The organism is Psychrobacter sp. APC 3281 (assembly GCF_030407815.1).
Taxonomy (GTDB): Bacteria; Pseudomonadota; Gammaproteobacteria; order Pseudomonadales; family Moraxellaceae; genus Psychrobacter.
The window spans coordinates 70,434-91,251 of the sequence record NZ_JASDCS010000013.1; the positions used below are offsets into that span (position 1 = coordinate 70,434).

At 43.5% G+C, this 20,818-nt stretch carries 17 protein-coding genes; 13 read left to right on the forward strand and 4 right to left on the reverse strand.

The window, feature by feature from the left end; all coding sequences use genetic code 11:
• Window positions 1-180: 180 nt before the first annotated feature.
• Window positions 181-1,503 (forward strand): aminotransferase class I/II-fold pyridoxal phosphate-dependent enzyme, encoded by a 1,323-nt coding sequence (locus QL886_RS12090; RefSeq protein ID WP_290178891.1) that lies wholly within the window; start codon window positions 181-183, stop codon window positions 1,501-1,503.
• Window positions 1,504-1,617: 114 nt separating this feature from the next.
• Here QL886_RS12090 and QL886_RS12095 read toward each other — a convergent pair whose 3' ends face one another.
• Entirely contained in the window at window positions 1,618-2,637 is a 1,020-nt protein-coding gene (locus QL886_RS12095) for an adenosine kinase (protein WP_290178892.1), read from the reverse strand.
• A gap of 53 nt (window positions 2,638-2,690) precedes the next feature.
• Complete coding sequence (rsmI, locus tag QL886_RS12100; RefSeq protein WP_290178893.1) at window positions 2,691-3,647, reverse strand: 16S rRNA (cytidine(1402)-2'-O)-methyltransferase; 957 nt, start codon at window positions 3,645-3,647, stop codon at window positions 2,691-2,693.
• A gap of 143 nt (window positions 3,648-3,790) precedes the next feature.
• Here rsmI and QL886_RS12105 point away from each other — a divergent pair, with 143 nt between their 5' ends.
• From QL886_RS12105 to hisC, 8 genes are all read left to right on the forward strand, one after another.
• Window positions 3,791-4,276 (forward strand): YraN family protein, encoded by a 486-nt coding sequence (locus tag QL886_RS12105; protein WP_290178895.1) that lies wholly within the window; start codon window positions 3,791-3,793, stop codon window positions 4,274-4,276.
• Window positions 4,277-4,489: 213 nt separating this feature from the next.
• Entirely contained in the window at window positions 4,490-5,290 is an 801-nt protein-coding gene (locus QL886_RS12110) for a BON domain-containing protein (protein WP_290178896.1), read from the forward strand.
• A gap of 237 nt (window positions 5,291-5,527) precedes the next feature.
• Window positions 5,528-6,523, forward strand: coding sequence for an alpha/beta hydrolase (locus tag QL886_RS12115; RefSeq protein ID WP_290178897.1), 996 nt, complete (start codon window positions 5,528-5,530; stop codon window positions 6,521-6,523).
• Between the two features lie 162 nt (window positions 6,524-6,685).
• On the forward strand, window positions 6,686-6,937 hold the full coding sequence (locus tag QL886_RS12120; RefSeq protein WP_102091608.1) for a BolA/IbaG family iron-sulfur metabolism protein: 252 nt from the start codon (window positions 6,686-6,688) through the stop codon (window positions 6,935-6,937).
• A 111-nt stretch (window positions 6,938-7,048) separates the two neighbouring features.
• Window positions 7,049-8,317 carry a UDP-N-acetylglucosamine 1-carboxyvinyltransferase gene (gene murA / locus QL886_RS12125; RefSeq protein WP_290178898.1) on the forward strand — a complete coding sequence of 423 codons (1,269 nt, stop codon included), beginning with the start codon at window positions 7,049-7,051 and terminating at the stop codon, window positions 8,315-8,317.
• Between the two features lie 94 nt (window positions 8,318-8,411).
• A complete protein-coding gene (gene hisG / locus QL886_RS12130; protein ID WP_057761746.1) occupies window positions 8,412-9,104 on the forward strand; it encodes an ATP phosphoribosyltransferase in 693 nt (230 codons plus the stop codon).
• 251 nt (window positions 9,105-9,355) lie between these two features.
• Entirely contained in the window at window positions 9,356-10,651 is a 1,296-nt protein-coding gene (gene hisD / locus QL886_RS12135; RefSeq protein ID WP_290178899.1) for a histidinol dehydrogenase, read from the forward strand.
• A 74-nt stretch (window positions 10,652-10,725) separates the two neighbouring features.
• Entirely contained in the window at window positions 10,726-11,859 is a 1,134-nt protein-coding gene (gene hisC / locus QL886_RS12140; protein ID WP_290178900.1) for a histidinol-phosphate transaminase, read from the forward strand.
• 155 nt (window positions 11,860-12,014) lie between these two features.
• On the opposite strand, the gene QL886_RS12145 is transcribed toward hisC, so the two are convergent.
• Together QL886_RS12145 and QL886_RS12150 are read right to left on the reverse strand one after the other, a co-directional pair.
• Window positions 12,015-13,748, reverse strand: a complete 1,734-nt coding sequence (locus QL886_RS12145; RefSeq protein ID WP_290178901.1) for an anthranilate synthase component I family protein — start codon at window positions 13,746-13,748, stop codon at window positions 12,015-12,017.
• A gap of 3 nt (window positions 13,749-13,751) precedes the next feature.
• Window positions 13,752-14,987 carry a beta-ketoacyl-ACP synthase II gene (locus QL886_RS12150; protein ID WP_290178903.1) on the reverse strand — a complete coding sequence of 412 codons (1,236 nt, stop codon included), beginning with the start codon at window positions 14,985-14,987 and terminating at the stop codon, window positions 13,752-13,754.
• Between the two features lie 498 nt (window positions 14,988-15,485).
• On the opposite strand from QL886_RS12150, the gene QL886_RS12155 reads away from it, so the two are divergent.
• The 4 genes from QL886_RS12155 (at window position 15,486) to fusA (ending at window position 20,561) form a co-directional block, all read left to right on the forward strand.
• Window positions 15,486-16,613, forward strand: a complete 1,128-nt coding sequence (locus QL886_RS12155; RefSeq protein WP_290178904.1) for an EcsC family protein — start codon at window positions 15,486-15,488, stop codon at window positions 16,611-16,613.
• Window positions 16,614-17,024: 411 nt separating this feature from the next.
• Window positions 17,025-17,399, forward strand: coding sequence for a 30S ribosomal protein S12 (gene rpsL, locus QL886_RS12160; RefSeq protein ID WP_011281154.1), 375 nt, complete (start codon window positions 17,025-17,027; stop codon window positions 17,397-17,399).
• A 218-nt stretch (window positions 17,400-17,617) separates the two neighbouring features.
• The gene (gene rpsG / locus QL886_RS12165) at window positions 17,618-18,091 is read left to right on the forward strand and encodes a 30S ribosomal protein S7 (RefSeq protein ID WP_057761735.1); all 474 of its coding nucleotides are present in this window, start codon (window positions 17,618-17,620) and stop codon (window positions 18,089-18,091) included.
• 343 nt (window positions 18,092-18,434) lie between these two features.
• Entirely contained in the window at window positions 18,435-20,561 is a 2,127-nt protein-coding gene (gene fusA / locus QL886_RS12170) for an elongation factor G (RefSeq protein WP_057761733.1), read from the forward strand.
• The last annotated feature ends 257 nt before the right edge of the window (window positions 20,562-20,818 follow it).

Below are 20,818 nucleotides of genomic sequence, written 5' to 3' on the forward strand. Positions count from 1 at the left end.
TGCTGCTTATGAATATTTGTCATGAAGAGATGAGTATTTTGCTATTCTTTTAATAAAGAAGCTGAGTTATGATGAACTCAGCTTTTTTTACTGCTATGATTTAGCAGACAGTTTTTTAAGATGGTTTTTGAGCGATACGTCGTCAACAAATCATCTTTTATCAAAATAAAGGAATGTACTATGAGTGACGGATCAGCAGACCAGCAAGCAGCCCAACAACCAGAAACCCCTCAACGTCTTGAGACCTTAGCGATTCATGCAGGCTATAGTGTAGAGCCAACGACCAAAGCAGTCGCCGTGCCTATTTATCATACCAGTTCATATGCGTTTGATAATACTCAGCATGGTGCAGATCTGTTTGATTTAAAAGTCGCAGGCAACATCTATACTCGTATCATGAATCCGACCAATGCGGTGCTAGAAGAGCGTGTGGCTGCATTAGAAGGTGGTATCGGTGCGCTTGCCGTAGCCTCTGGTATGGCTGCCATTACTTATGCGATTCAGACTATTTGCGAAGCAGGCGACAATATCGTCGCTGTATCAACGCTATATGGCGGTACTTACAATTTATTTGCTCATGCATTGCCGCGTCAAGGTATCGAAGTGCGCTTCTTCGATCATAAAGACCCAGAAGCCATTCGTGATTTGATTGATGACAAGACCAAAATGGTGTTTGCAGAGAGTATCGGTAACCCGCTAGGTAATATCGTCGATATTCAAGCGCTCAGTGATGTCGCTCATGAATACGGCGTACCTGTCGTGATTGATAATACGGTGGCGACGCCTGCGATATGTCGTCCATTTGAGTTCGGTGCAGATATCGTAGTTCACTCATTGACCAAATATATGAGCGGAACTGGTACTTCAATCGGTGGTGCAATTGTCGATAGTGGCAAGTTTGCTTGGGGCGATTATCCTGAGCGTTTCCCACTGTTGAATACGCCAGATCACAGCTATCACGGTGTGAACTTCGTCAAAGACGTAGGCGCGCCAGCCTTTATTGCCCGTGCCCGCGTTGCGCCATTACGTAATACTGGCGCAGCCCTCAGCCCGCTTAATGCCTTTGGTATCTTGCAGGGTATGGAGACGCTAAGTCTACGTATGGAGCGTCACGTGCAAAACGCACAAGCCGTCGCAGAATATTTGCGTGACCATGACAAAGTTGCTTGGGTTAAATACGCAGGTCTGTCTGACCATCCTGAGCACGATCTTGCCAAAAAATACATGAAAGGCACGCCTTCTGCCATTTTGACCTTTGGTGTTAAAGGTGGGTTAGAAGCTGGTGCGCGCTTTATTGATGCGCTGCAACTGATTACTCGTTTGGTAAACATCGGTGATGCGAAATCATTGGCCTGTCATCCAGCGACGACCACCCATCGTCAGTTAAATGAGCAAGAGCTAGAAAATGCAGGCGTTAGTACGGATATGGTACGACTATCGATTGGTATCGAACATATCGAAGATATCAAAGCCGATCTCGCGCAAGCATTAGCTTCTGCTTAATATAAAGAGTGCTTATTAAGTTGAGCAAACTGTTTGAGCAAGTCCAATATAAAAAAAGCCCATATCGATTTGATATGGGCTTTTTGTTTTGCGTCCAACAGATGTGTTTAACCATTAAGCAGACAGTACACGCTGCGCGATATCTCGATAATCCTGCGAAACAAGACGCGGTCCAAACTGTTGAATAACTTGTGCTGATATTTCGCTGGCAAGACGACCGCATTCTGGCAGACTATACTGCTGCGACAATGCATATAAGAAAGCACCAGCGTAGTTATCGCCTGCACCGTTGGTATCGATGACGTTGGCCACTGCTGGCGTTGCAACGTCATAGACTTCAACTTCTGCCTCGTCATTAGGCTGGTGGGCGATTACCGCACCATTGGCACCATCAGTGACGACGGCAATTTGGCAATATTCAAGCAGGGCACGCGCCGCTGCTTTGACTTGTTTTTTATCGGTGAATAGCTTGGCTTCTTCGCTATTACAGAATATCACTGCGACTTTGTTGCCGAGCATATTAAGCAAACCATCTTTGGCAAATTTTACTACCGCAGGGTCAGCAAAGCTCACTGCAATTTTTGCATTATGGATACCGGCTTGTTGACGTAATTGAGTCATTGCTGGTTGGATGCTCTCAGACATCGCCAGATAGCCTTCGATATATAGCCAATCTGCTTGAGTCAACGCGTCAAAATCAACATTGTCAGCGACAATCTCACTTGAAGTGCCAAGATAGGTCTGCATGGTGCGTTCGCCATCTTCGGTAACGGCAACCACACATGAGCCGGTCACGCCGCCTTCATGGATAGATTTGTCTGAGGTTGCGACGCCTGCTTCGTGCAAGTCTCTGAGGTAAAACGCCCCTTGATCGTCATCACCGACGCGGCAAGCATAAAAAGGCTTACCGCCTAAGCTGGCAAAGGTAAACATAGTATTGGCTGCTGATCCGCCGCCGGCTTGTTTTGATGGCTCAATCTCAGCCAGTTTAAAGTAAGCCAGTAGTTGCTGCTGCTCTTCAATACCAGCCAGCGTCATATTACCTTTGGTCAGCTCGGTCTCTTCTAGTGCCGCATCTGATAGCACATACTCGTGATCAACCAACGCATTACCTATTGCCATTACATCGTACATTGCTTATCTCTCCTCAATTCATTTATAAATGGTTATCTTTTTATTATTAAAAACTAGTCTGCTTGCAACTCTAGTAGACGCTGATAAAGTGCATTTTTCTTTACACCAGTGATGTCAGAGGCCAGTGCGGCTGCTTTTTTGACTGACAAATCCTCCAACAAACGCTGTAGCAATTTATCATGCGTACTGATGTCGTCAGTATCTTTTGCCACACCGACGCCAGCGACGACCACAACTATCTCACCGCGTTGCTGATTGTCATCTGCTTTGACAAACTCAACCAACTCGCCAAGGGTGCTCTTATGTACCGTCTCAAACGTCTTGGTCAATTCACGGCAAAAAGTCACTGCACGGTCTGCACCAAATATCGTTGCCATGTCTTCTAGACTAGATACGATACGATGCGGCGCTTCATAAAAGATTAAAGTTTCGGTACGTGCGATTAGATCGCTCAGCTGTTTTTGACGACCATGCGTTTTGGCGGGCAAGAACCCAATAAAGCTAAATCGATCAGAGGGTAACCCTGCTACTGACAATGCGCCAATTGCAGCAGAAGCCCCAACGATAGGTGATACGGTCACGCCAGCTTCATGCGCGGCTTGTACCAGTTGATAGCCTGGATCGCTGACCAGAGGTGTACCCGCATCACTAATCAAGGCAACCGAATGACCTTGTTCAATCATTTCGATAATTTTGGGCGTTTGAATGGCGCTATTATGTTCATGATAGGCCCATAGTTTATTATGACCTTTTTGCTTTGTCGTCGTGTCATCATTTTCAATACTACTTTTGGCAGGACGAGTCTCTGAGTCTTTTGTCTCGTCAGCCTTACTGCCTTTGGTATCGATGCCAAAATGTGACAGTAGTTTACCTGAGGTGCGGGTGTCTTCGCAGGCAATAATGGCGACCTGCTTTAAGACATCAATTGCGTGCGATGTCATGTCGGACATATTGCCAATCGGCGTGGCAACGATATAGAGACAAGCTGGCATCGCAGTAGGGGTAGACATGAAAACCTCGGGTCGTTAAAAAAACGTGAAAAAATAATAGTGCGCTAGTATGTACAGTCGTTATCTATGGTTTTTCAGTCAGATAATAAGTGAGGGAGCCGATAGATTTTGAGAGTAGAATGCGCAGAAGTGGCTAGTTTAGCATGTTGTGCTATGATAATTCTCAAATGTTCATCAGACCAATCAACCTTATGAAGAACCATAAGCCTTTAATCTTAACCTCACCAAAACAACGCCAAGGTAGTCGGTTTGAGCAGCAGGCGTGTGAGTATTTACAAGCGCAAGGGTTAAGGCTAGTCGCGCAAAATTGGCAACAGCCAAAAGTAGGTGAGCTGGATCTGGTCATGATTGAGACAGGTTCAGCATGGTCAACACTGGTATTTATTGAAGTTCGCCAGCGCAAGTCCTCGAATTATGGCGATGCGGCACTCAGCGTGACAGCAAGCAAACAGCGCAAAGTTATTAAGACAGCGCAGTCCTTTTTGCAGCAGCATCCTGAGTATGCTCATTATGATTGCCGGTTTGATGTCATTGCTTACAACACGATGAGTAAGTCAAATTCAAGAAATGAGCAGTTAGACCATCAACCAGAATGGATTCAAAATGCTTTTATAGCCAGTGCTTGGTAATAGAATAAGTGAGATAGATGCTGCCAAATGAAGCATCTAACCATATCTGACAAGTAAGGTTCGTTACTAAAAAGCTAACCGCTGATGGCCAAAATTAAGTAAAGTAGCGGTTATAGTCAAGTTCCTATAAATCAGATACAGTATTATCTTACCGCTACGTTTAGCTCGTCACTACTTATAAAATTGTCACAACCATGTTCTAAGAGGTAAATAATGACACGGATGCATTTGCGCACTGCTATTTTTGGTTCATCACGCCGTATTACGACTGGCATTATGATTGCTGCCTGCGTTGTCAGTACAGGTTGTGCCACCAACTATCTGACCAACAGTACAGAAGGGACTTATGGTGTGCCAATGACTGAGCGCACGATTCCGCAGCGTCTGCTCGATCGTAGTATTGAACATACTGCCAAAATCAATGTATACGGGCTAAAAGAAGACTTGCAGCAAACCAGCCGTATGGGTATTGATAGTTTCAATAGCGAAGTGCTGCTAACAGGTGAAGTGCCAACTGAAACGCTTAAAGCAGAAGTAGAAAAAGTCGTTAGCTCTATGCCAGATGTACGCCGTGTCTACAATGAGATGGAAGTCAGTGCGTCAAAAGGGTATAGCTCAACGGTTCATGATGGTTATATCACTTCAAAGCTACTGGCGAAAATAGCCGCCAGCGATGGTGTGAGTGCCTCACAAATTAAAGCCGTTACCAATAATGGCGTGGTCTACATTATGGGCCGTATGACACCCACTCAGCAGAGTCATTTGATTGATATCGCCAATGGCACTGTTGGGGTCACTGAGTTAGTATTGCTGACAACTGTCGTTGACGATAGAGGGGTGAAAATAAATAATGATGACATCATGTACGAGAGTAATCTGGCCAATCCTGCAGTAGCGCCGACGGCTCAAGATACTACTATCAGTACGGCAACGCCTATCGTCATAGTGGAAGAAGAGGCCAATACTACGCAGCCGTCTTCAAGCCCTTATATCGACCTTTATCAGAACCAGTAAGAACTTTTAGTTCGCCAAGCGATAAATGACGTTAATCACAATAAGCCTAAATAGTGATAACAGTAAAGGCACGAGAAATCTTTAGCCAGTGAGTACTATATCAATAGTAAAACGTAGCAGAGTCAGCGTGTTGGTCAATGATACCAATATCAAACACCTCATTGGCTAGTGGATAACACCTTATAGCTGTTGGCCTGTTACTACTGATTGATAAATAAATATAATAGGATACTGGTCATGAAGGATTCACAGGCAAATATACAACCAAATAAAGAAACAAGCGTCATTGGTAATATAGGCATACACAATAAACCTGCTCATAAGAAAACACGAACGTTGAGATTTGGTGGTGCGGCAATATTGGCATTGGGCAGTATCGCGTTAGCCACGCAAAACGCACAGGCATTATCACCGCTGGCTATCGTCAATGGCATTACTTCTAGTGGTGGCGTTGGGGTAAGTAAGGATATCTTATATGGTGATCAGCCTTCACAAGACCTAGATATCTATTATCCAAAACCTTTAGCACAAGCAATGAAATCTCAAAGTGTTATCAATACCAGCTATCCTATGGTGGTATTTGTCCATGGTGGTTCATGGGAGAGCGGCAATAAAGAACAATATGCGTTTGTCGGTCAGAGCTTAGCCAAAGCAGGGTATGTCACCGCAGTGATTAATTACCGTAAAGCGCCTGAGCACGTCTATCCTGACTATGTCAAAGATGCGGCTCAAGCAATTGCTTGGAGTATTGAAAATGCGACCAGTCTTCATGCAGATCCGTCACGCCTAGCGGTGATGGGGCATTCTGCTGGCGCGTTTAATGCCGTTGCAGCCGTTGCCAACGAAGATTTTTTGGCGCCTTATGGTATTAAGCCAACAGATATTGCAGCCGTTATTGGGATTGCAGGTCCTTATAGCTATGATTTCCGCAAGTTCAGTAGTGCAACGGCGTTTGGCGCCAATGCTACGCCCGATCAGGTGATGCCAGATCGTCAGATTAAAGGCGCGCAGCCACCGTATTTATTATTAACCGCAGAAAAAGACAAAATTGTACATGTGACGAATACAATCAAAATGACAGAAGCGTTTAAAAAAGCAGGCGTCACCGTTGAAACGGGCGAAATCGAAGGGGCCAGTCATGCGACCAGTATTGGTGCGATGGCACCGCCGCTACGCTGGGTCAATGATGTGCGTGCGCAAGTGTTGACGTACTTGGATAAAACGCTCAAATAGCTTATTACTATATATCGACGACTTTTGACCGTTTAATTTATAGCACTGTCTCAATGCTTAAACACACTTGAGTAAGACAGTACTGTAAGATATGCAAACTCTTGTTATAATGTCATCACTTTAAATCTATACCCTATTCTAAACTTTAAGGCAGACTATTCTATGAGCATGAACGCTGACGATTTGATCGCATTTTTACAGACTCACTTCCCAGACGCTTTTATTCAAGCTGCCAACCAAGGTAATAAGTTTGACGTACGCGTGGTCGATGCCAGCTTCGAAGGCAAACGCGCGGTTCAGCGTCAGCAAGCAGTATATGCGTTAGTCAATGATAAGATTGCGAGTGGCGATATTCACGCCCTCAATATCCAAGCGCTGACGCCTGCTGAGTGGGACGTTCAATCAAAAGGCTAATCAAATAGCTGTCTATATGACTAGATATTACTGAATCGGCCATATGCATGGTTGAGAGTTGTAGTTCTGGTTTTCATAATTTTTTATACTCATCGCTAGGTTGTCACCTTTATGGATCAATTTTTAATCACTGGTAGTAGTCGTATCGCAGGGGAAGTCACCATCTCAGGCGCCAAAAATGCCGCTTTGCCGTTACTCGCAGCTATGATATTGGCTGAGACTCCAACGACACTGCATAACGTGCCGTCACTACAAGACGTGCGAACGTTGATTGAATTGATCGGTGGCATGGGTATCAAAATCCAGAAGCAAGATGATACAGTCACTTGCGATACCAAGAGTATCGATAATTTTTATGCCCCGTATGATTTAGTAAAAACCATGCGCGCGTCAATCTTGGTGCTAGGGCCGTTATTGGCACGTTTCGGCGAAGCCGAAGTCTCATTGCCAGGTGGTTGTGCGATTGGTTCACGCCCTGTTGATCAGCATCTAAAAGCGTTTGAAGCGATGGGTGCCGAAATCAGTGTAGAGAATGGCTATGTAAAAGCCCAAGCGCCAAAAGGTGGCAAGCTATTAGGCTGTAATTTCTCATTTGATATGATTACCGTTGGCGGTACTGAAAACGTCATCATGGCAGCAGCATTGGCCAAAGGTACAACTATCTTAGGCAACTGTGCGTTAGAGCCAGAAGTAGTAGATTTGGCCAATATGTTGGTTGCAATGGGTGCCAAAATAAGCGGTATCGGTACATCAACGATGACTATCGAAGGGGTAGAACGTCTACACGGCTGTGAGTACTCAGTTGTCCCTGACCGTATCGAAACAGGCTCATACCTTGCTGGTGCCTTGATGACACGTGGCGATGTATTGACCAAAAAAACATCTGCTCTATTATTGACGCCAGTGCTAGAGAAGTTCGAAGACATGGGTGCAACTATCACGAGCGGTGATGACTGGATTCGTGCGCAAATGAAAGGCCGTCCAAAGGCGGTTGATATCCGTACTCAGCCACATCCTGGTTTCCCAACGGATATGCAAGCTCAGCTCATGGCGATTGCTTGCTTAGCGGATGGTACAAGTACTTTTATCGAAAACATCTTCGAAAACCGCTATATGCATGTACCAGAGCTCAATCGCTTGGGCGCATCTATTCAGGTTGATGGTCACACTGCCGTAGTACGAGGTGTCGAAAACTTTACTGCAGCGCCAGTGATGGCGACGGATTTACGTGCGTCTATGTCATTGGTAATGGCAGCGGCGACCGCTGAAGGCGAGAGCTTAATCGACCGTATTTACCACATCGACCGTGGTTATGAGCATGTTGAAGACAAGTTGCGTAGCTTAGGCGTGAACATCGAGCGTATTAATACCAACGCTTAATATTGATTAACTCAATATCGACTGTTACCCATATTACGATATAAATTAAAAACTCCCCTTTCAATAGGGGACTGCACATGGACACGATGTCATTATGACTGAGACAAGCAAATCTTTACCAGCCAGCGGTTTATTAAACGAAGTAAACGATGAGTTTTCAGGTCTAACCTTGGCTTTATCAAAAGGCCGCATTTTAGAAGAGACCATGCCACTGCTACGTGCAGCTGGCGTTGATCTTTTAGAAGATCCTGAAGCGTCACGTAAACTTATTTTTCCAACCTCAAATCCAAATGTACGTGTATTGATTTTGCGTGCCAGCGACGTACCGACCTATGTCGAACATGGCGCTGCTGACTTTGGGGTGGCGGGTAAAGATGTGCTACTTGAGCATGGTGCCAATCATGTTTATGAATTGCTCGATTTGCAAATTGCGCAGTGCAAACTGATGACTGCGGGTGTGAAAGATGCACCGTTGCCAAATCGTCGCCTACGTATTGCGACCAAATATGTCAATGTCGCTCGTGCTTATTTTGCGAGCCAAGGTCAGCAGGTTGATGTCATCAAACTTTATGGCTCGATGGAGCTTGCGCCGTTGGTTGGTTTAGGTGATTTGATTGTTGATGTGGTCGACACAGGTAACACATTGCGCGCTAATGGACTTGAGGCACGCGATCATATTTGTGATGTTTCATCACGTCTGATTGTCAATCAAGTGAGCTATAAGCGCAAATTTGCACTACTAGAACCAATCTTAGATAGCTTTAAAAATAGTATCGCCAATGGCTAATTACCCAGTGCAAGTCATTGGTAATATAAAGCATGGTTATACAAATTTTTAAACCAGTTTAGCAGGCTATGAGTGACGTAGCGTGCTAAACTGGTTTTGTTGTCTTAGCTTGCGAAAACATAAAATCATCGTAAAATTCAAATAAGAAGACATCGAATAAGTCGCAATATTTTTAACATGAAAATCTACTTTACTCAGTTCCAAACCGTTCATTTTTAGCACTACTTTACGCTCAGATATAGGATTAGGTCATGCGCCAGTTAAGTACCCAAGATGCCGATTTTGATAGTCAATTGACACAGTTGCTTGCCTTTGAAACAGTCAACGATGCTGAACTACTACATACCGTCGATGATATCATCGCCCAAGTACGTGTTAATGGTGATAGCGTCGTATTGGCATTGACCCAACAGTTTGACCAACATCCAGCAACGTCGATGCAAGAGTTAGAGCTGTCTAAAGAAGCGCTTGCTGAAGCGTTTGCCAATCTTGATGAAAAAGTGAAGACAGCGTTGACCACAGCCGCAACTCGGGTACAGACATTCCATGAGCGCCAAGTACAAGAAACATGGCAGTATGAGGATGAGCTAGGCAACCGATTGGGTCAAAAAGTTACACCACTTGATCGCGTTGGGATTTATGTACCGGGCGGTCTGGCATCTTATCCTTCTTCGGTGTTGATGAATGCTATTCCTGCTAAGGTGGCAGGCGTCACTGAAGTCATCATGGTTGTACCAGCGCCTAAAGGCGTGCTCAATCCGTTAGTATTGGCAGCGGCCCATCTGGCCCAAGTCGATCGCGTCTTTACTATCGGTGGCGCTCAAGCAGTAGCAGCTTTAGCTTACGGCACTGAAACGATTCCAGCCGTGGACAAAATCACAGGACCAGGTAACAAATATGTCGCAGCTGCCAAGCGTGCGGTATTTGGTCAAGTTGGTATCGATATGATTGCTGGACCTTCAGAAGTATTGGTATATGCAGAAGGCGAAGCACAAGATCGAGCGGACTGGCTAGCGATGGATCTATTGTCTCAAGCTGAGCATGATCGTATTGCACAAGCTATCTTTGTGACGACTAGCGAAGAGCAGCTCAACGAAGTAGCGCTAGAAATAGAAAAAGCATTGGCTGAACTGCCAAAAGCAGATATCGCGCGTGACTCATTGCAGAACCGCGGCGCACTGATTTTGGTAAAAGATCGTAGCGAAGGTATGGCACTTATCAATCGTATCGCTCCTGAGCATTTAGAGTTATCTGTTGATAATCCTGATGCACTGTTGAATGATATTCGTCATGCCGGCGCTATTTTTATGGGTCGTCATACGCCCGAAGCTATTGGGGATTACTGTGCAGGGCCAAATCATGTACTGCCAACATCAGGCACAGCGCGCTTTTCTTCTCCGTTAGGTGTGTACGATTTTCAAAAGAAATCATCCATCATTTATTGTAGTGAATCTGGCAGTAAACCTTTGGCTGAGACAGCTGATACTTTAGCGCAGCGTGAGGACTTAGAAGCCCATGCGCGTTCAGCTCGTTATCGTTATCAGTAATTGATTTTGAATTTTTAGCTTTTACTTTTGATATTTATTTTTAATAGTCTTTGTGGCTAATAGTAGGATAATTTATGAGTGAGTCAAAGATAGACACCAGACTGTGGTCGTCTAAAGCGCGCAACTTGTCACCTTATATTCCAGGTGAGCAGCCGCAACACGACAATCTATGCAAACTAAATACCAATGAAAACCCATTTCCACCCTCGCCAAAAGTAGGGGAGGCTATTGCCAAGGTTTTGGAACAGCAAGCTGATGAATTACGTTTGTATCCTGCTCCCGAATCTAATGACCTACGTGCTGCATTGGCACAGTCATACAACCTTGACATCAATCAAGTATTTGTCGGTAATGGTTCGGATGAAGTCTTGGCGTTAGTCTTTGCTAGTTTCTTTTTAAAAGAGCGTCCGCTGCTATCACCTGATATTGGTTACAGTTTTTATCCTGTATATGCACAGACGTTCGGTGTAGAGCTTATACAGATTCCTTTAGAGGAAGACTTTAGCATTGATCCTGATGCTTATCGTCAGCCTTGTAGCGGTATCATCATCGCCAACCCTAATGCGCCAACGGGCTTACTATTATCACTTGCTGATATCCGTAAACTTGCAAGTGAGCATTCTAATGCGGTCATTGTTATTGACGAAGCGTATATCGATTTTGCTCAGATAGATGAAAGCAATGCAGATGCTCCAGTCTCAGCGGTGAGTTTAATCAATGAGTGTGATAACGTTATCGTGACCCAAACCTTCTCAAAATCACGTTCGCTTGCTGGATTGCGGGTTGGTATGGCTTTTGGTAATGCATCATTGATTGAAGCATTAACACGTATGAAAAATAGCTTTAACAGTTATCCATTGGATAAGTTGGCTCAGGCTGGGGCGACTGCGAGTGTATTAGACACTGAATACTTTGAGCAAACCCGTCAGCAAGTCATTGATTTACGTACGTCGCTAACAGCAGAATTGACGACATTGGGCTATAAGGTCCTACCGTCACATGCAAACTTCGTATTCGCTCGTCCAGAAGATGGCAATGCTAGCGTTGTCGCGAGTGCGTTACGCGAGCAAGGCATTATCGTTCGGCATTTTGATAAGCCGCGTATTGCAGAGTACTTGCGTATTACTATCGGTACGGCAGAGCAGAACAACCGTTTGATTGATGCGCTAAAAGCCTTGCAAGTCGATGCTAGCGTTGTTGCTGAATAAAATTATATTGATAGCTTAATGTAGAATGTGAATAGGTTAGTCCCTTTACTCATAACGTAAAGCACTATCGATAAGTCTTAAAAATAAAGCCTGCTAACGTAACGTTGGCAGGCTTTTTTAATTTTAAATTAGTAATAATGTTTGAGTACGCTATCTTAGGTTTTTTGAGCAAGCACTGATAATAAGTTACCTACTTTATCTAAGCATTCTTGGTATTCAGCATCACAATCAGACGCGACCGTAATACCGCCACCTGCCCATAGATTAACGTGTCTTTCTTTATTAAGGCTATTATTTGACGAAGCGTTGGCTTGCAATGTACGAATGAGTACATTCCATTGACCACTACCATCAAAATTCATATAACCCATAGTGCCACAATAGGCACCGCGTGGCGTAGATTCCAGTTCAGCGATGATTTCGACAGCGCGTTTTTTTGGTGTGCCAGTGATAGAACCAGCAGGCAGACTACCAAATAATACAGCCAACGGATGAGTATCAGCTTTTAGCTCAGCAGTAATAGTGCTGACCATATGATGCACGTTACTAAAGCTCTCAATCGCAAATAATTGTGGTACTTTTACACTACCAATTCTGGCGTATTTGCCCAGATCATTACGCAGTAAATCGACAATCATGACATTTTCGGCGCGGTCTTTTTCGCTATTGACCAGTTGCTGTTTGTACAGAGAATCTTGCTCATTAGTCATACCTCGCGGCATGGTTCCCTTGATAGGCTTGGTGCGAATAGAATGTTTGCCAGTGTCTTTTTCTCTAGTGAATGTAAAAAACAACTCAGGTGAGCAGCTTAACAATTCAAAATGATTGCTGTCTGCGTCAAAGCTGCTGTTTCTATCTAGGTAATCACCATCATCGCCATCAACACTTACATATCCTGCAAAAGGCGCTTTTGTATTGCGATATAGCGCAGGCAAATAGTCAATAAGCGCAGCTGTTGATTGGCTAACATCATTGCTATACGGTAGTCTGCCAGACCATTTCTGTGTCAGGTTTATCTGATAGCAGTCACCTTGCTGTAGATAATCTTGTGTGCGATTAAATGCTTGTTGATAATCAAGCTTACTCCATCGCGGACTTAAAACTAGGGGAGTGATGTTTGATGTATCTTTAAACTGTGATTGATTGAGATATTTATCAGACAGTTTTTGATCCAGTTCGTCGAGGTAAGAGGTAAGAGTCGTTATAAGACTATCGTTTGTCTTATGACCAATATTCTCATAAGTGTCATCGTTAGTTAGATGATTCCTTAATTCCCAGCCTGTATCAGCATGTGCCGTAGGTGTTAGATAAATATCATAATGCCCTAATGAAGCAGACGGCTGCATTGCCAATTCAATCCTATCGGCAGGACTTAGTTCGAGAGCTGCAATATCATAACCAATAAAACCGATTAGCCCATGATGATAACTGGGTTTCGAGCTTTCTTCGCTATTGATATATGAGGTGTCATGATTAACTTCTTGAGCGTTACTATAAGCGATTAGCTCTTCTTGCCACTCTGGATAACTCATATAAGCTGTCGTGCCAGCATAACTATTATCAGCGCTATTTACATTAGTATCGCGACTCAAGTCAGTATTGCGACAACTCTTAATCACCTTATAAATATTGGGTAAATTACTAGAAGACTGCTCATTATTGGGGTATACAGACCAGCTGACTTTTGGGAGTAAACCGATCACGGGTCGACCATCGTTATTAAGCCAAACAAGTTGCCAGTTTGCTTTAATATCTTGAGCGAGTAAATGACGCTGTAGCTGCGGCATCAGCTCTGCAGCAGACAAATCACCAAAACGCCAGCTAGGTTTGCTAGCTGGCGATGGCGCAGAATCTGTCTGCTCAGTTGTATTGTGATTTGATACAAGCATAGGTTAAGCGTCAAACTTTTTGATAATTAGCGTAGCGTTAGTACCACCAAAGCCAAAGCTATTACTCATCAAGGTTTCAAGATTTGCTTCACGCATTTCGGTGACAATATCAAAACCTTCAGCAGCAGGATCTAAGTTGTCAATATTGATACTTGGAGCGATAAAGCTGTCCTGTAGCATTAGTAGACAATAAATCAGCTCTTGTGCGCCAACAGCACCCAAGCTATGGCCAGTCATCGATTTAGTCGAGCTGATAGCAGGTACTTTACTGACGTCATTATCAAATACTTTAGCAATCGCTTTAAGCTCAGTAATATCGCCTAGCGGCGTACTAGTACCATGGCTGTTGATGTAGTCGACACTTTCTAGACCCGCTTCGGCCAAGGCTTGTTGCATACAGCGAACTGCACCTTCACCGCTTGGCGCAACCATTTCCGCACCATCAGAGCTGGCACCATAGCCAACGATTTCAGCCAAAATATTAGCGCCGCGTGCTTGAGCATGCTCCAGACTCTCTACAACCACCATCGCGCCACCAGCAGCAATCACAAAACCGTCACGGTTTTTGTCATAGGCTCTTGAAGCAAGTTTTGGTGTGTCGTTATACTGAGTACTAACTGCGCCCATGGCATCAAACATACAAGACTGCGTCCAATGCTCAGCTTCACTACCACCAGCCAATATCACATCGGCTTTACCCAATTGGATAAGCTCAGCAGCATGACCAATACAGTGTGTTGAAGTCGCGCAAGCAGAGGCGAGCGAGTAGGAGACGCCTTGGATTTTGAGACCGGTTGCTAAAGCAGCTGATACTGAGCTGCCCATTGTCTTTGGTACTGCCATTGCGCCGACACCGCGTAGACCTTTTTCGCGCATCGCATCGATAGCATTGACGATATTTTCTGTTGATGCACCGCCCGAACTTGCCACCACACCCACTCGTGGGTTGTTATTAATAGTATCAAGTGACAGGCCAGAGTGCTCAATCGCATTTAGCGCACTAACATAAGCATATAGGCTAGCGTCACTAAAGAACCGTTTAAGCTTACGATCGATACCACTGGTATCAAGTTCTGATTGATTAATACTACCGCTCACGTGTGATTTAAACTCGTGCTCAGCATAAGAATCGTTAAATGTGATGCCAGACTGACCTTCTTTGAGGGCAGTGGTGACAGTATCTAAATCATGTCCAATACAAGAGACAATCCCTGCTCCAGTAATAACGACGCGGCGCATATGCTATTCCTTATAAGTAACGACTTGCTAGCAGTTGGTTGCAATAATCGTGGTAAATCTATATATGATGTTTAACTATGAGTTAATTCGAGCATTATAATGAAAAAATAGTCTATGTAGATAACGATAGCATGAATTTAGGTAACGAAATTCTATTAACGGCCTATCAGAGGCAATATAAATTCAGTGTACAATTATGCTCTCAGTTATGGCACATGATAACGTATCAAGCACTGGAAATCTTTGGACAAGTGTAAAATAACGACAAAATAACACTTATGACTGAGTTTTTAGTAAAGAGATGAGAAGTAAGCCTAGCTACTGACTATGGACGGAATTATACTTTAGATACAAAATTTGTGATTCTAATAACATTGTTCGCACTGACACCAGTTACGATAACTGGCTAAAATAATAGATTCACTATTATTAATAATAAATTATCGTATTAAAATACAACTATATTAAAAATCACTTCATCATATTAAGGACATCACGATGGCAAAGCGTAGTACTCTTTCTAAAAGCATCAATACCATTGGCTCTTTCACTCGAAACAACCTAGAGCGCGTAGGGGCTATGATTGACAGCGTAAACGCCAAAACAGGCAAACCGCGTCAATATAAAGCCGTAGACCTAGGCGATGAAGACTATCAACAAGATTTGTTTCGTGAGCAAACGCTAAAGGCGACGCAGCAACTTTTAGGACCACGCTTTGCTACTTATGGTAAATACGCCAAGAAAGTCGTACCGAACAGCTTTTTTCAATCGACAGTTGATGGCGCATTTGCCCAAGTAGCCAACCTCGCTGCCAACTGGAGCCAACTCGACTTACCTAATGAGCATCGTTTTGCCAATATTGCTACTTTAGATGACGAAGAGCGTTATGCGCTAGCTACTGATATCGCTAATCAAAACCGCGCGCTTGCAATGATGGGTGGTTTGACAGGTTTGGCAGGTCTACCAGGTTTGCTAGCTGATACATTGTGGCTATTATTGGTTTCATTACGTACGGTTTATCAGATTGCTGCTGTATATAATAAGCCGCTGACAGGTAAGCAAGGCGTCAAGATGGCGTACGAACTACTATCAAACGCTGATTTGAGCAAAATGCAAGAAAAACAAGCGCTACTAGCTGGTCTAGGTATTGGTAAAGGTTTGCTTGATAATGCTCAAAGCAATGGACTACATAGTGAACTTAAAAATCTTGGTCTAAAAAATAAAAATGTGAATTTCTATGCTGAGCAAATAGACAAAGTCGCCAGTCAAGTAGGTATTGATTTAGATCAAATCAACTTATCATGGGTTCGTCGTTTTATTCCTGTCACTGCAGTAGCGATCGGTATGCACTATAACAGCCAATTGATTGACGAAGTGATTGGCGTTGCTCAAGCGACCTTTGCACCAGAAGCAAAATTGGCCAATCGTGCCATTACCGATGACAGCAGCAGTGAGGCCAAAGTAGAAAAGGCTAGTACTGATGAGGCGAAAAAAGACACAGAGCGCAAAGAAAAAAGCAGTGATTCAGAAAAAGTTACTGATAAAGAAAAAGAAGAAACTAGTAAAGAAGAAACTAGCAGTAAAAAAGACGCAGACAAGCAAACGTCTGATAAAAAAGCCAAGTAATAGACATATTATTTGCTAGTTGGGTTATATATTTATAAGTACGATGGTATTTATCTTAGTTTGATTGAGCAACACGACTTGAAAATTAGGATAAATACCACCACTTAGTTACTATCAAGTACCATTTCAATGTTAAACATCTTTTCTTAATGATGCTTGAGCTCGCTTTGTTTGCTTTGTTTATTACGCTATTTTTCGGCGAAAAATTTATAAAGTGATACAATGAGAGGCTGAATGCATATCTATCAAATGTTGTAAAGCGAAACCATTCATAAGTGGTTGAAATAGCAGCAACAACTCTTTATAATACACTGTCCTAAAAATGGGTGCCCCGAAATCTGCAATTATTGTCAGGTAGATGGTGCATTGGCCCATTTTTTTGTTTTATACCAAACGGGAGAAGGATGCCTTATGGCAACAACTAACCAATTGATTCGTAAAGGTCGCAAAACCATCAAGGAAAAGTCAAAAGTTCCTGCGTTGGAAGCGTGCCCACAGCGTCGCGGTGTATGTACTCGTGTATATACTACCACGCCAAAAAAACCTAACTCTGCCATGCGTAAAGTATGTCGTGTACGTTTGACTTCAGGCTATGAAGTATCAAGCTACATCGGCGGCGAAGGTCATAACCTACAAGAGCACAGTGTTGTTCTAATCCGTGGTGGTCGTGTAAAAGATCTACCAGGTGTACGTTATCACACTGTTCGCGGTGCATTAGATTGCGCAGGCGTTAAAGACCGTAAGCAAGGTCGCTCTAAGTACGGTGCTAAGAAGCCTAAAGTTTAATAACTAAACGTTATTAGATAAGCTTTTTGTACTACCCAATAACTGTGCATGGGTTTGGTGTCAGTAGTAATATCGCTTTTATGTAAATATATATCTGTGATTTGCTCTCAAAACATACCACCATGCAGTAAGGCTAACTGATAACTCACTGCTATATCCTAATGATGAGTAGTCGATGTTGTGAATGTTAGACACTCCTGAAGATAAGGAAATTTATTATGCCAAGACGTCGCGTCGTTGCTGCCCGTGAGATCCTACCGGATCCTAAGTTTGGTAGCCAAACTGTTGCAAAATTCATCAACCATGTAATGAGTGATGGTAAAAAATCTACTGCTGAGCGTATCGTTTACGGTGCACTTGAGACAGTAAGTGAGAAGCGTAAAGTTGAAGATCCAGTATCTTTCTTCGAAGAAGTGCTAGAAAATGTACGCCCAATGGTAGAAGTAAAAGCTCGCCGCGTCGGTGGTGCAACCTATCAAGTACCAATGGAAGTACGCCCCTCCCGTCGTACTGCATTGGCTATGCGTTGGTTAGCTGAAGCTGCTGCTAAGCGTTCTGAAAAATCAATGGCTTTGCGTTTAGCTGGCGAATTGAATGATGCTGCTGATGGCAAAGGCGCTGCTATGAAAAAGCGTGACGAAGTTCACCGCATGGCAGATGCTAACAAAGCGTTCTCTCATTACCGTTTCTAAGCTACTTTTTAATAGTAGCTTGAGATTAGAGGCCCATGCCATTTAATCTTACATTGTTGTTTATTCTATTGATTGCCGCCATCATCATTCGGTCATATATAAATGTTATTTATTGATGACTGAGGTGGCGGACATCTATCCAGATGTCTCTCTTAACAAATACAGTTTTTGCTGGAGAGCATCCCAAATTTGATGCCGCACTATTCTTAGTATTTGCTCTTTTTTTGTCCGTATTAGGCTCAATAATCAGTAAGTAATATTACGAAGCTGAACGCTTTGTCATAGAGTATGAGGTAGAGACACAATACATTATTATATACACGACTTTTCCTAGGAAAACACTATGGCTCGTAAAACTCCCCTAAAACGCTATCGCAATATTGGTATCTCAGCGCACATCGATGCTGGTAAGACAACCACTACAGAGCGTGTTTTATTCTATACCGGTGTTAGCCACAAAATTGGCGAAGTACATGATGGCGCAGCCACTATGGACTGGATGGAGCAAGAACAAGAGCGTGGTATTACTATTACCTCAGCGGCAACAACTTGTTTTTGGTCAGGTATGGCTAAACAGTTTGACGAACACCGTATCAACATCATCGATACTCCAGGTCACGTTGATTTCACGATCGAAGTTGAACGTTCTATGCGTGTACTTGATGGCGCTTGCATGGTTTACTGTGCAGTAGGCGGCGTTCAGCCACAGTCTGAGACCGTATGGCGTCAGGCGAACAAATATAAAGTACCACGTCTTGCATTTGTAAACAAAATGGATCGTGTTGGTGCTGATTTCTATCGTGTTATCGAACAGATCAAAACTCGTTTGGGTGGTAACCCTGTACCATTGGTTATCCCAATTGGTAAAGAAGATGACTTCGAAGGCGTTGTTGATCTAGTGACCATGAAAGCTATCTATTGGGACGAAGCGTCTCAAGGTATGCAGTATGATGAGCGCGAAATCCCAACTGAACTACAAGAAAAAGCAGCAGAATACCGCGAGCACCTTGTAGAAAGCGCTGCTGAAGCAAACGAAGAGTTGATGAACGAATACCTAGAAAACGGTGAATTGACTGTAGAACAAATTCATGGTGCTATTCGTCAGTTAACTATCGATAACGAAATCATCCCGCTTCTTTGTGGTACTGCCTTTAAGAACAAAGGTGTACAGAAGATGCTAGATGCCGTTATTCAGTATCTACCTGCACCAATCGATGTACCTGCTATTAAAGGTATTCTTGATGACAAAGACGAAAGCGAAGGCAGCCGTGAAGCATCAGATGAAGCACCTTTCTCAGCACTAGCGTTCAAAATCATGAATGACAAATTCGTTGGTAACTTAACCTTCGTACGTGTTTATTCTGGTGTAATGAAGCAGGGTAGCAGTGTTTATAACCCAGTTAAGATGAAGCGTGAGCGTGTTGGCCGTATCGTACAGATGATGGCAAACTCTCAAGAAGAGCTTGCAGAAATTCGTACTGGTGATATCGCAGCTCTCGTCGGCATGAAAGATGTGACTACTGGTGATACGCTATGTGATGAAGACAACGTGATCACTCTTGAGCGTATGGAATTCCCAGATCCAGTTATCTCTCTAGCTGTTGAGCCAAAGACTAAAGCTGACCAAGAAAAAATGTCAATCGCTCTTGGCCGTTTGGCAAAAGAAGATCCATCGTTCCGTGTACACACTGACGAAGAATCTGGTCAGACGATCATCAGTGGTATGGGTGAGCTACATCTAGAGATTCTTGTTGACCGTATGAAGCGTGAATTCAACGTTGAAGCAAACATCGGTGCACCTCAGGTTGCTTATCGTGAGACGATTCGTAACACTGTTGAACAAGAAGGCAAATTCGTACGTCAAACAGGTGGTCGTGGTAAGTTTGGTCACGTATGGTTACGTCTTGAGCCACTTGATCCAGCTGGCGACACTGAATATGAATTCGCTGAAGAAGTTGTTGGCGGTACTGTACCAAAAGAATTCCACGGTGCTGTTGATAAAGGTATCCAAGAGCGCATGAAAAACGGCGTACTTGCAGGCTACCCAGTAGTTGGCGTAAAAGCGACCTTGTATGATGGTTCTTATCATGACGTTGACTCTGATGAATTGTCATTTAAGATGGCTGGTTCTATGGCCTTCAGAAAAGGTTTCTTAGCAGCTGATCCAGCACTACTTGAGCCAGTAATGAAAGTAGAAGTTGAAACACCTGAAGACTACATGGGCGACATCATGGGCGATCTTAACCGTCGTCGTGGTTTGGTACAGGGTATGGAAGATCTACCTGGCGGTACTAAACAGATTCGTGCTGAAGTACCATTAGCGGAAATGTTTGGTTATGCCACTCAAATGCGCTCTATGTCACAAGGCCGTGCAACTTACTCAATGGAATTCCAAAAGTACGCTGAAATTCCAAAATCAGTTGCTGCTGAAATCATCTCTAAGTTCAACTCTAAAGATGATGACGAGTAAATAAAACTTACTGAAAGTGACAATATAGAGTATGTCTGTGTATTGTCACTAAAGAATACGCCAATAACTTGTTAAAAGACTTGTTATTGGCCGCGATTTTCTTATAATATCTGCACATTAGTATGTGCAACCTTTTAACAATTATCTTAATGTGGTCAAAATCGTCTTAATAATCATATTTATATGAGTTAAGTCTTGAACCCCAAAAAAAGAGGAAATACCCATGGCAAAGGCCAAGTTTGAACGTAACAAGCCAC

What these genes read in the sequence shown, in the direction of transcription:
- QL886_RS12090 (WP_290178891.1), top strand. Translation starts at nt 181, where the DNA reads ATGAGTGACGGATCAGCAGACCAGCAAGCAGCCCAACAACCAGAAACC.
- QL886_RS12095 (WP_290178892.1), bottom strand. Translation starts at nt 2,637, where the DNA reads ATGTACGATGTAATGGCAATAGGTAATGCGTTGGTTGATCACGAGTAT.
- rsmI (WP_290178893.1), bottom strand. Translation starts at nt 3,647, where the DNA reads ATGTCTACCCCTACTGCGATGCCAGCTTGTCTCTATATCGTTGCCACG.
- QL886_RS12105 (WP_290178895.1), top strand. Translation starts at nt 3,791, where the DNA reads ATGTTGTGCTATGATAATTCTCAAATGTTCATCAGACCAATCAACCTT.
- QL886_RS12110 (WP_290178896.1), top strand. Translation starts at nt 4,490, where the DNA reads ATGACACGGATGCATTTGCGCACTGCTATTTTTGGTTCATCACGCCGT.
- QL886_RS12115 (WP_290178897.1), top strand. Translation starts at nt 5,528, where the DNA reads ATGAAGGATTCACAGGCAAATATACAACCAAATAAAGAAACAAGCGTC.
- QL886_RS12120 (WP_102091608.1), top strand. Translation starts at nt 6,686, where the DNA reads ATGAGCATGAACGCTGACGATTTGATCGCATTTTTACAGACTCACTTC.
- murA (WP_290178898.1), top strand. Translation starts at nt 7,049, where the DNA reads ATGGATCAATTTTTAATCACTGGTAGTAGTCGTATCGCAGGGGAAGTC.
- hisG (WP_057761746.1), top strand. Translation starts at nt 8,412, where the DNA reads ATGACTGAGACAAGCAAATCTTTACCAGCCAGCGGTTTATTAAACGAA.
- hisD (WP_290178899.1), top strand. Translation starts at nt 9,356, where the DNA reads ATGCGCCAGTTAAGTACCCAAGATGCCGATTTTGATAGTCAATTGACA.
- hisC (WP_290178900.1), top strand. Translation starts at nt 10,726, where the DNA reads ATGAGTGAGTCAAAGATAGACACCAGACTGTGGTCGTCTAAAGCGCGC.
- QL886_RS12145 (WP_290178901.1), bottom strand. Translation starts at nt 13,748, where the DNA reads ATGCTTGTATCAAATCACAATACAACTGAGCAGACAGATTCTGCGCCA.
- QL886_RS12150 (WP_290178903.1), bottom strand. Translation starts at nt 14,987, where the DNA reads ATGCGCCGCGTCGTTATTACTGGAGCAGGGATTGTCTCTTGTATTGGA.
- QL886_RS12155 (WP_290178904.1), top strand. Translation starts at nt 15,486, where the DNA reads ATGGCAAAGCGTAGTACTCTTTCTAAAAGCATCAATACCATTGGCTCT.
- rpsL (WP_011281154.1), top strand. Translation starts at nt 17,025, where the DNA reads ATGGCAACAACTAACCAATTGATTCGTAAAGGTCGCAAAACCATCAAG.
- rpsG (WP_057761735.1), top strand. Translation starts at nt 17,618, where the DNA reads ATGCCAAGACGTCGCGTCGTTGCTGCCCGTGAGATCCTACCGGATCCT.
- fusA (WP_057761733.1), top strand. Translation starts at nt 18,435, where the DNA reads ATGGCTCGTAAAACTCCCCTAAAACGCTATCGCAATATTGGTATCTCA.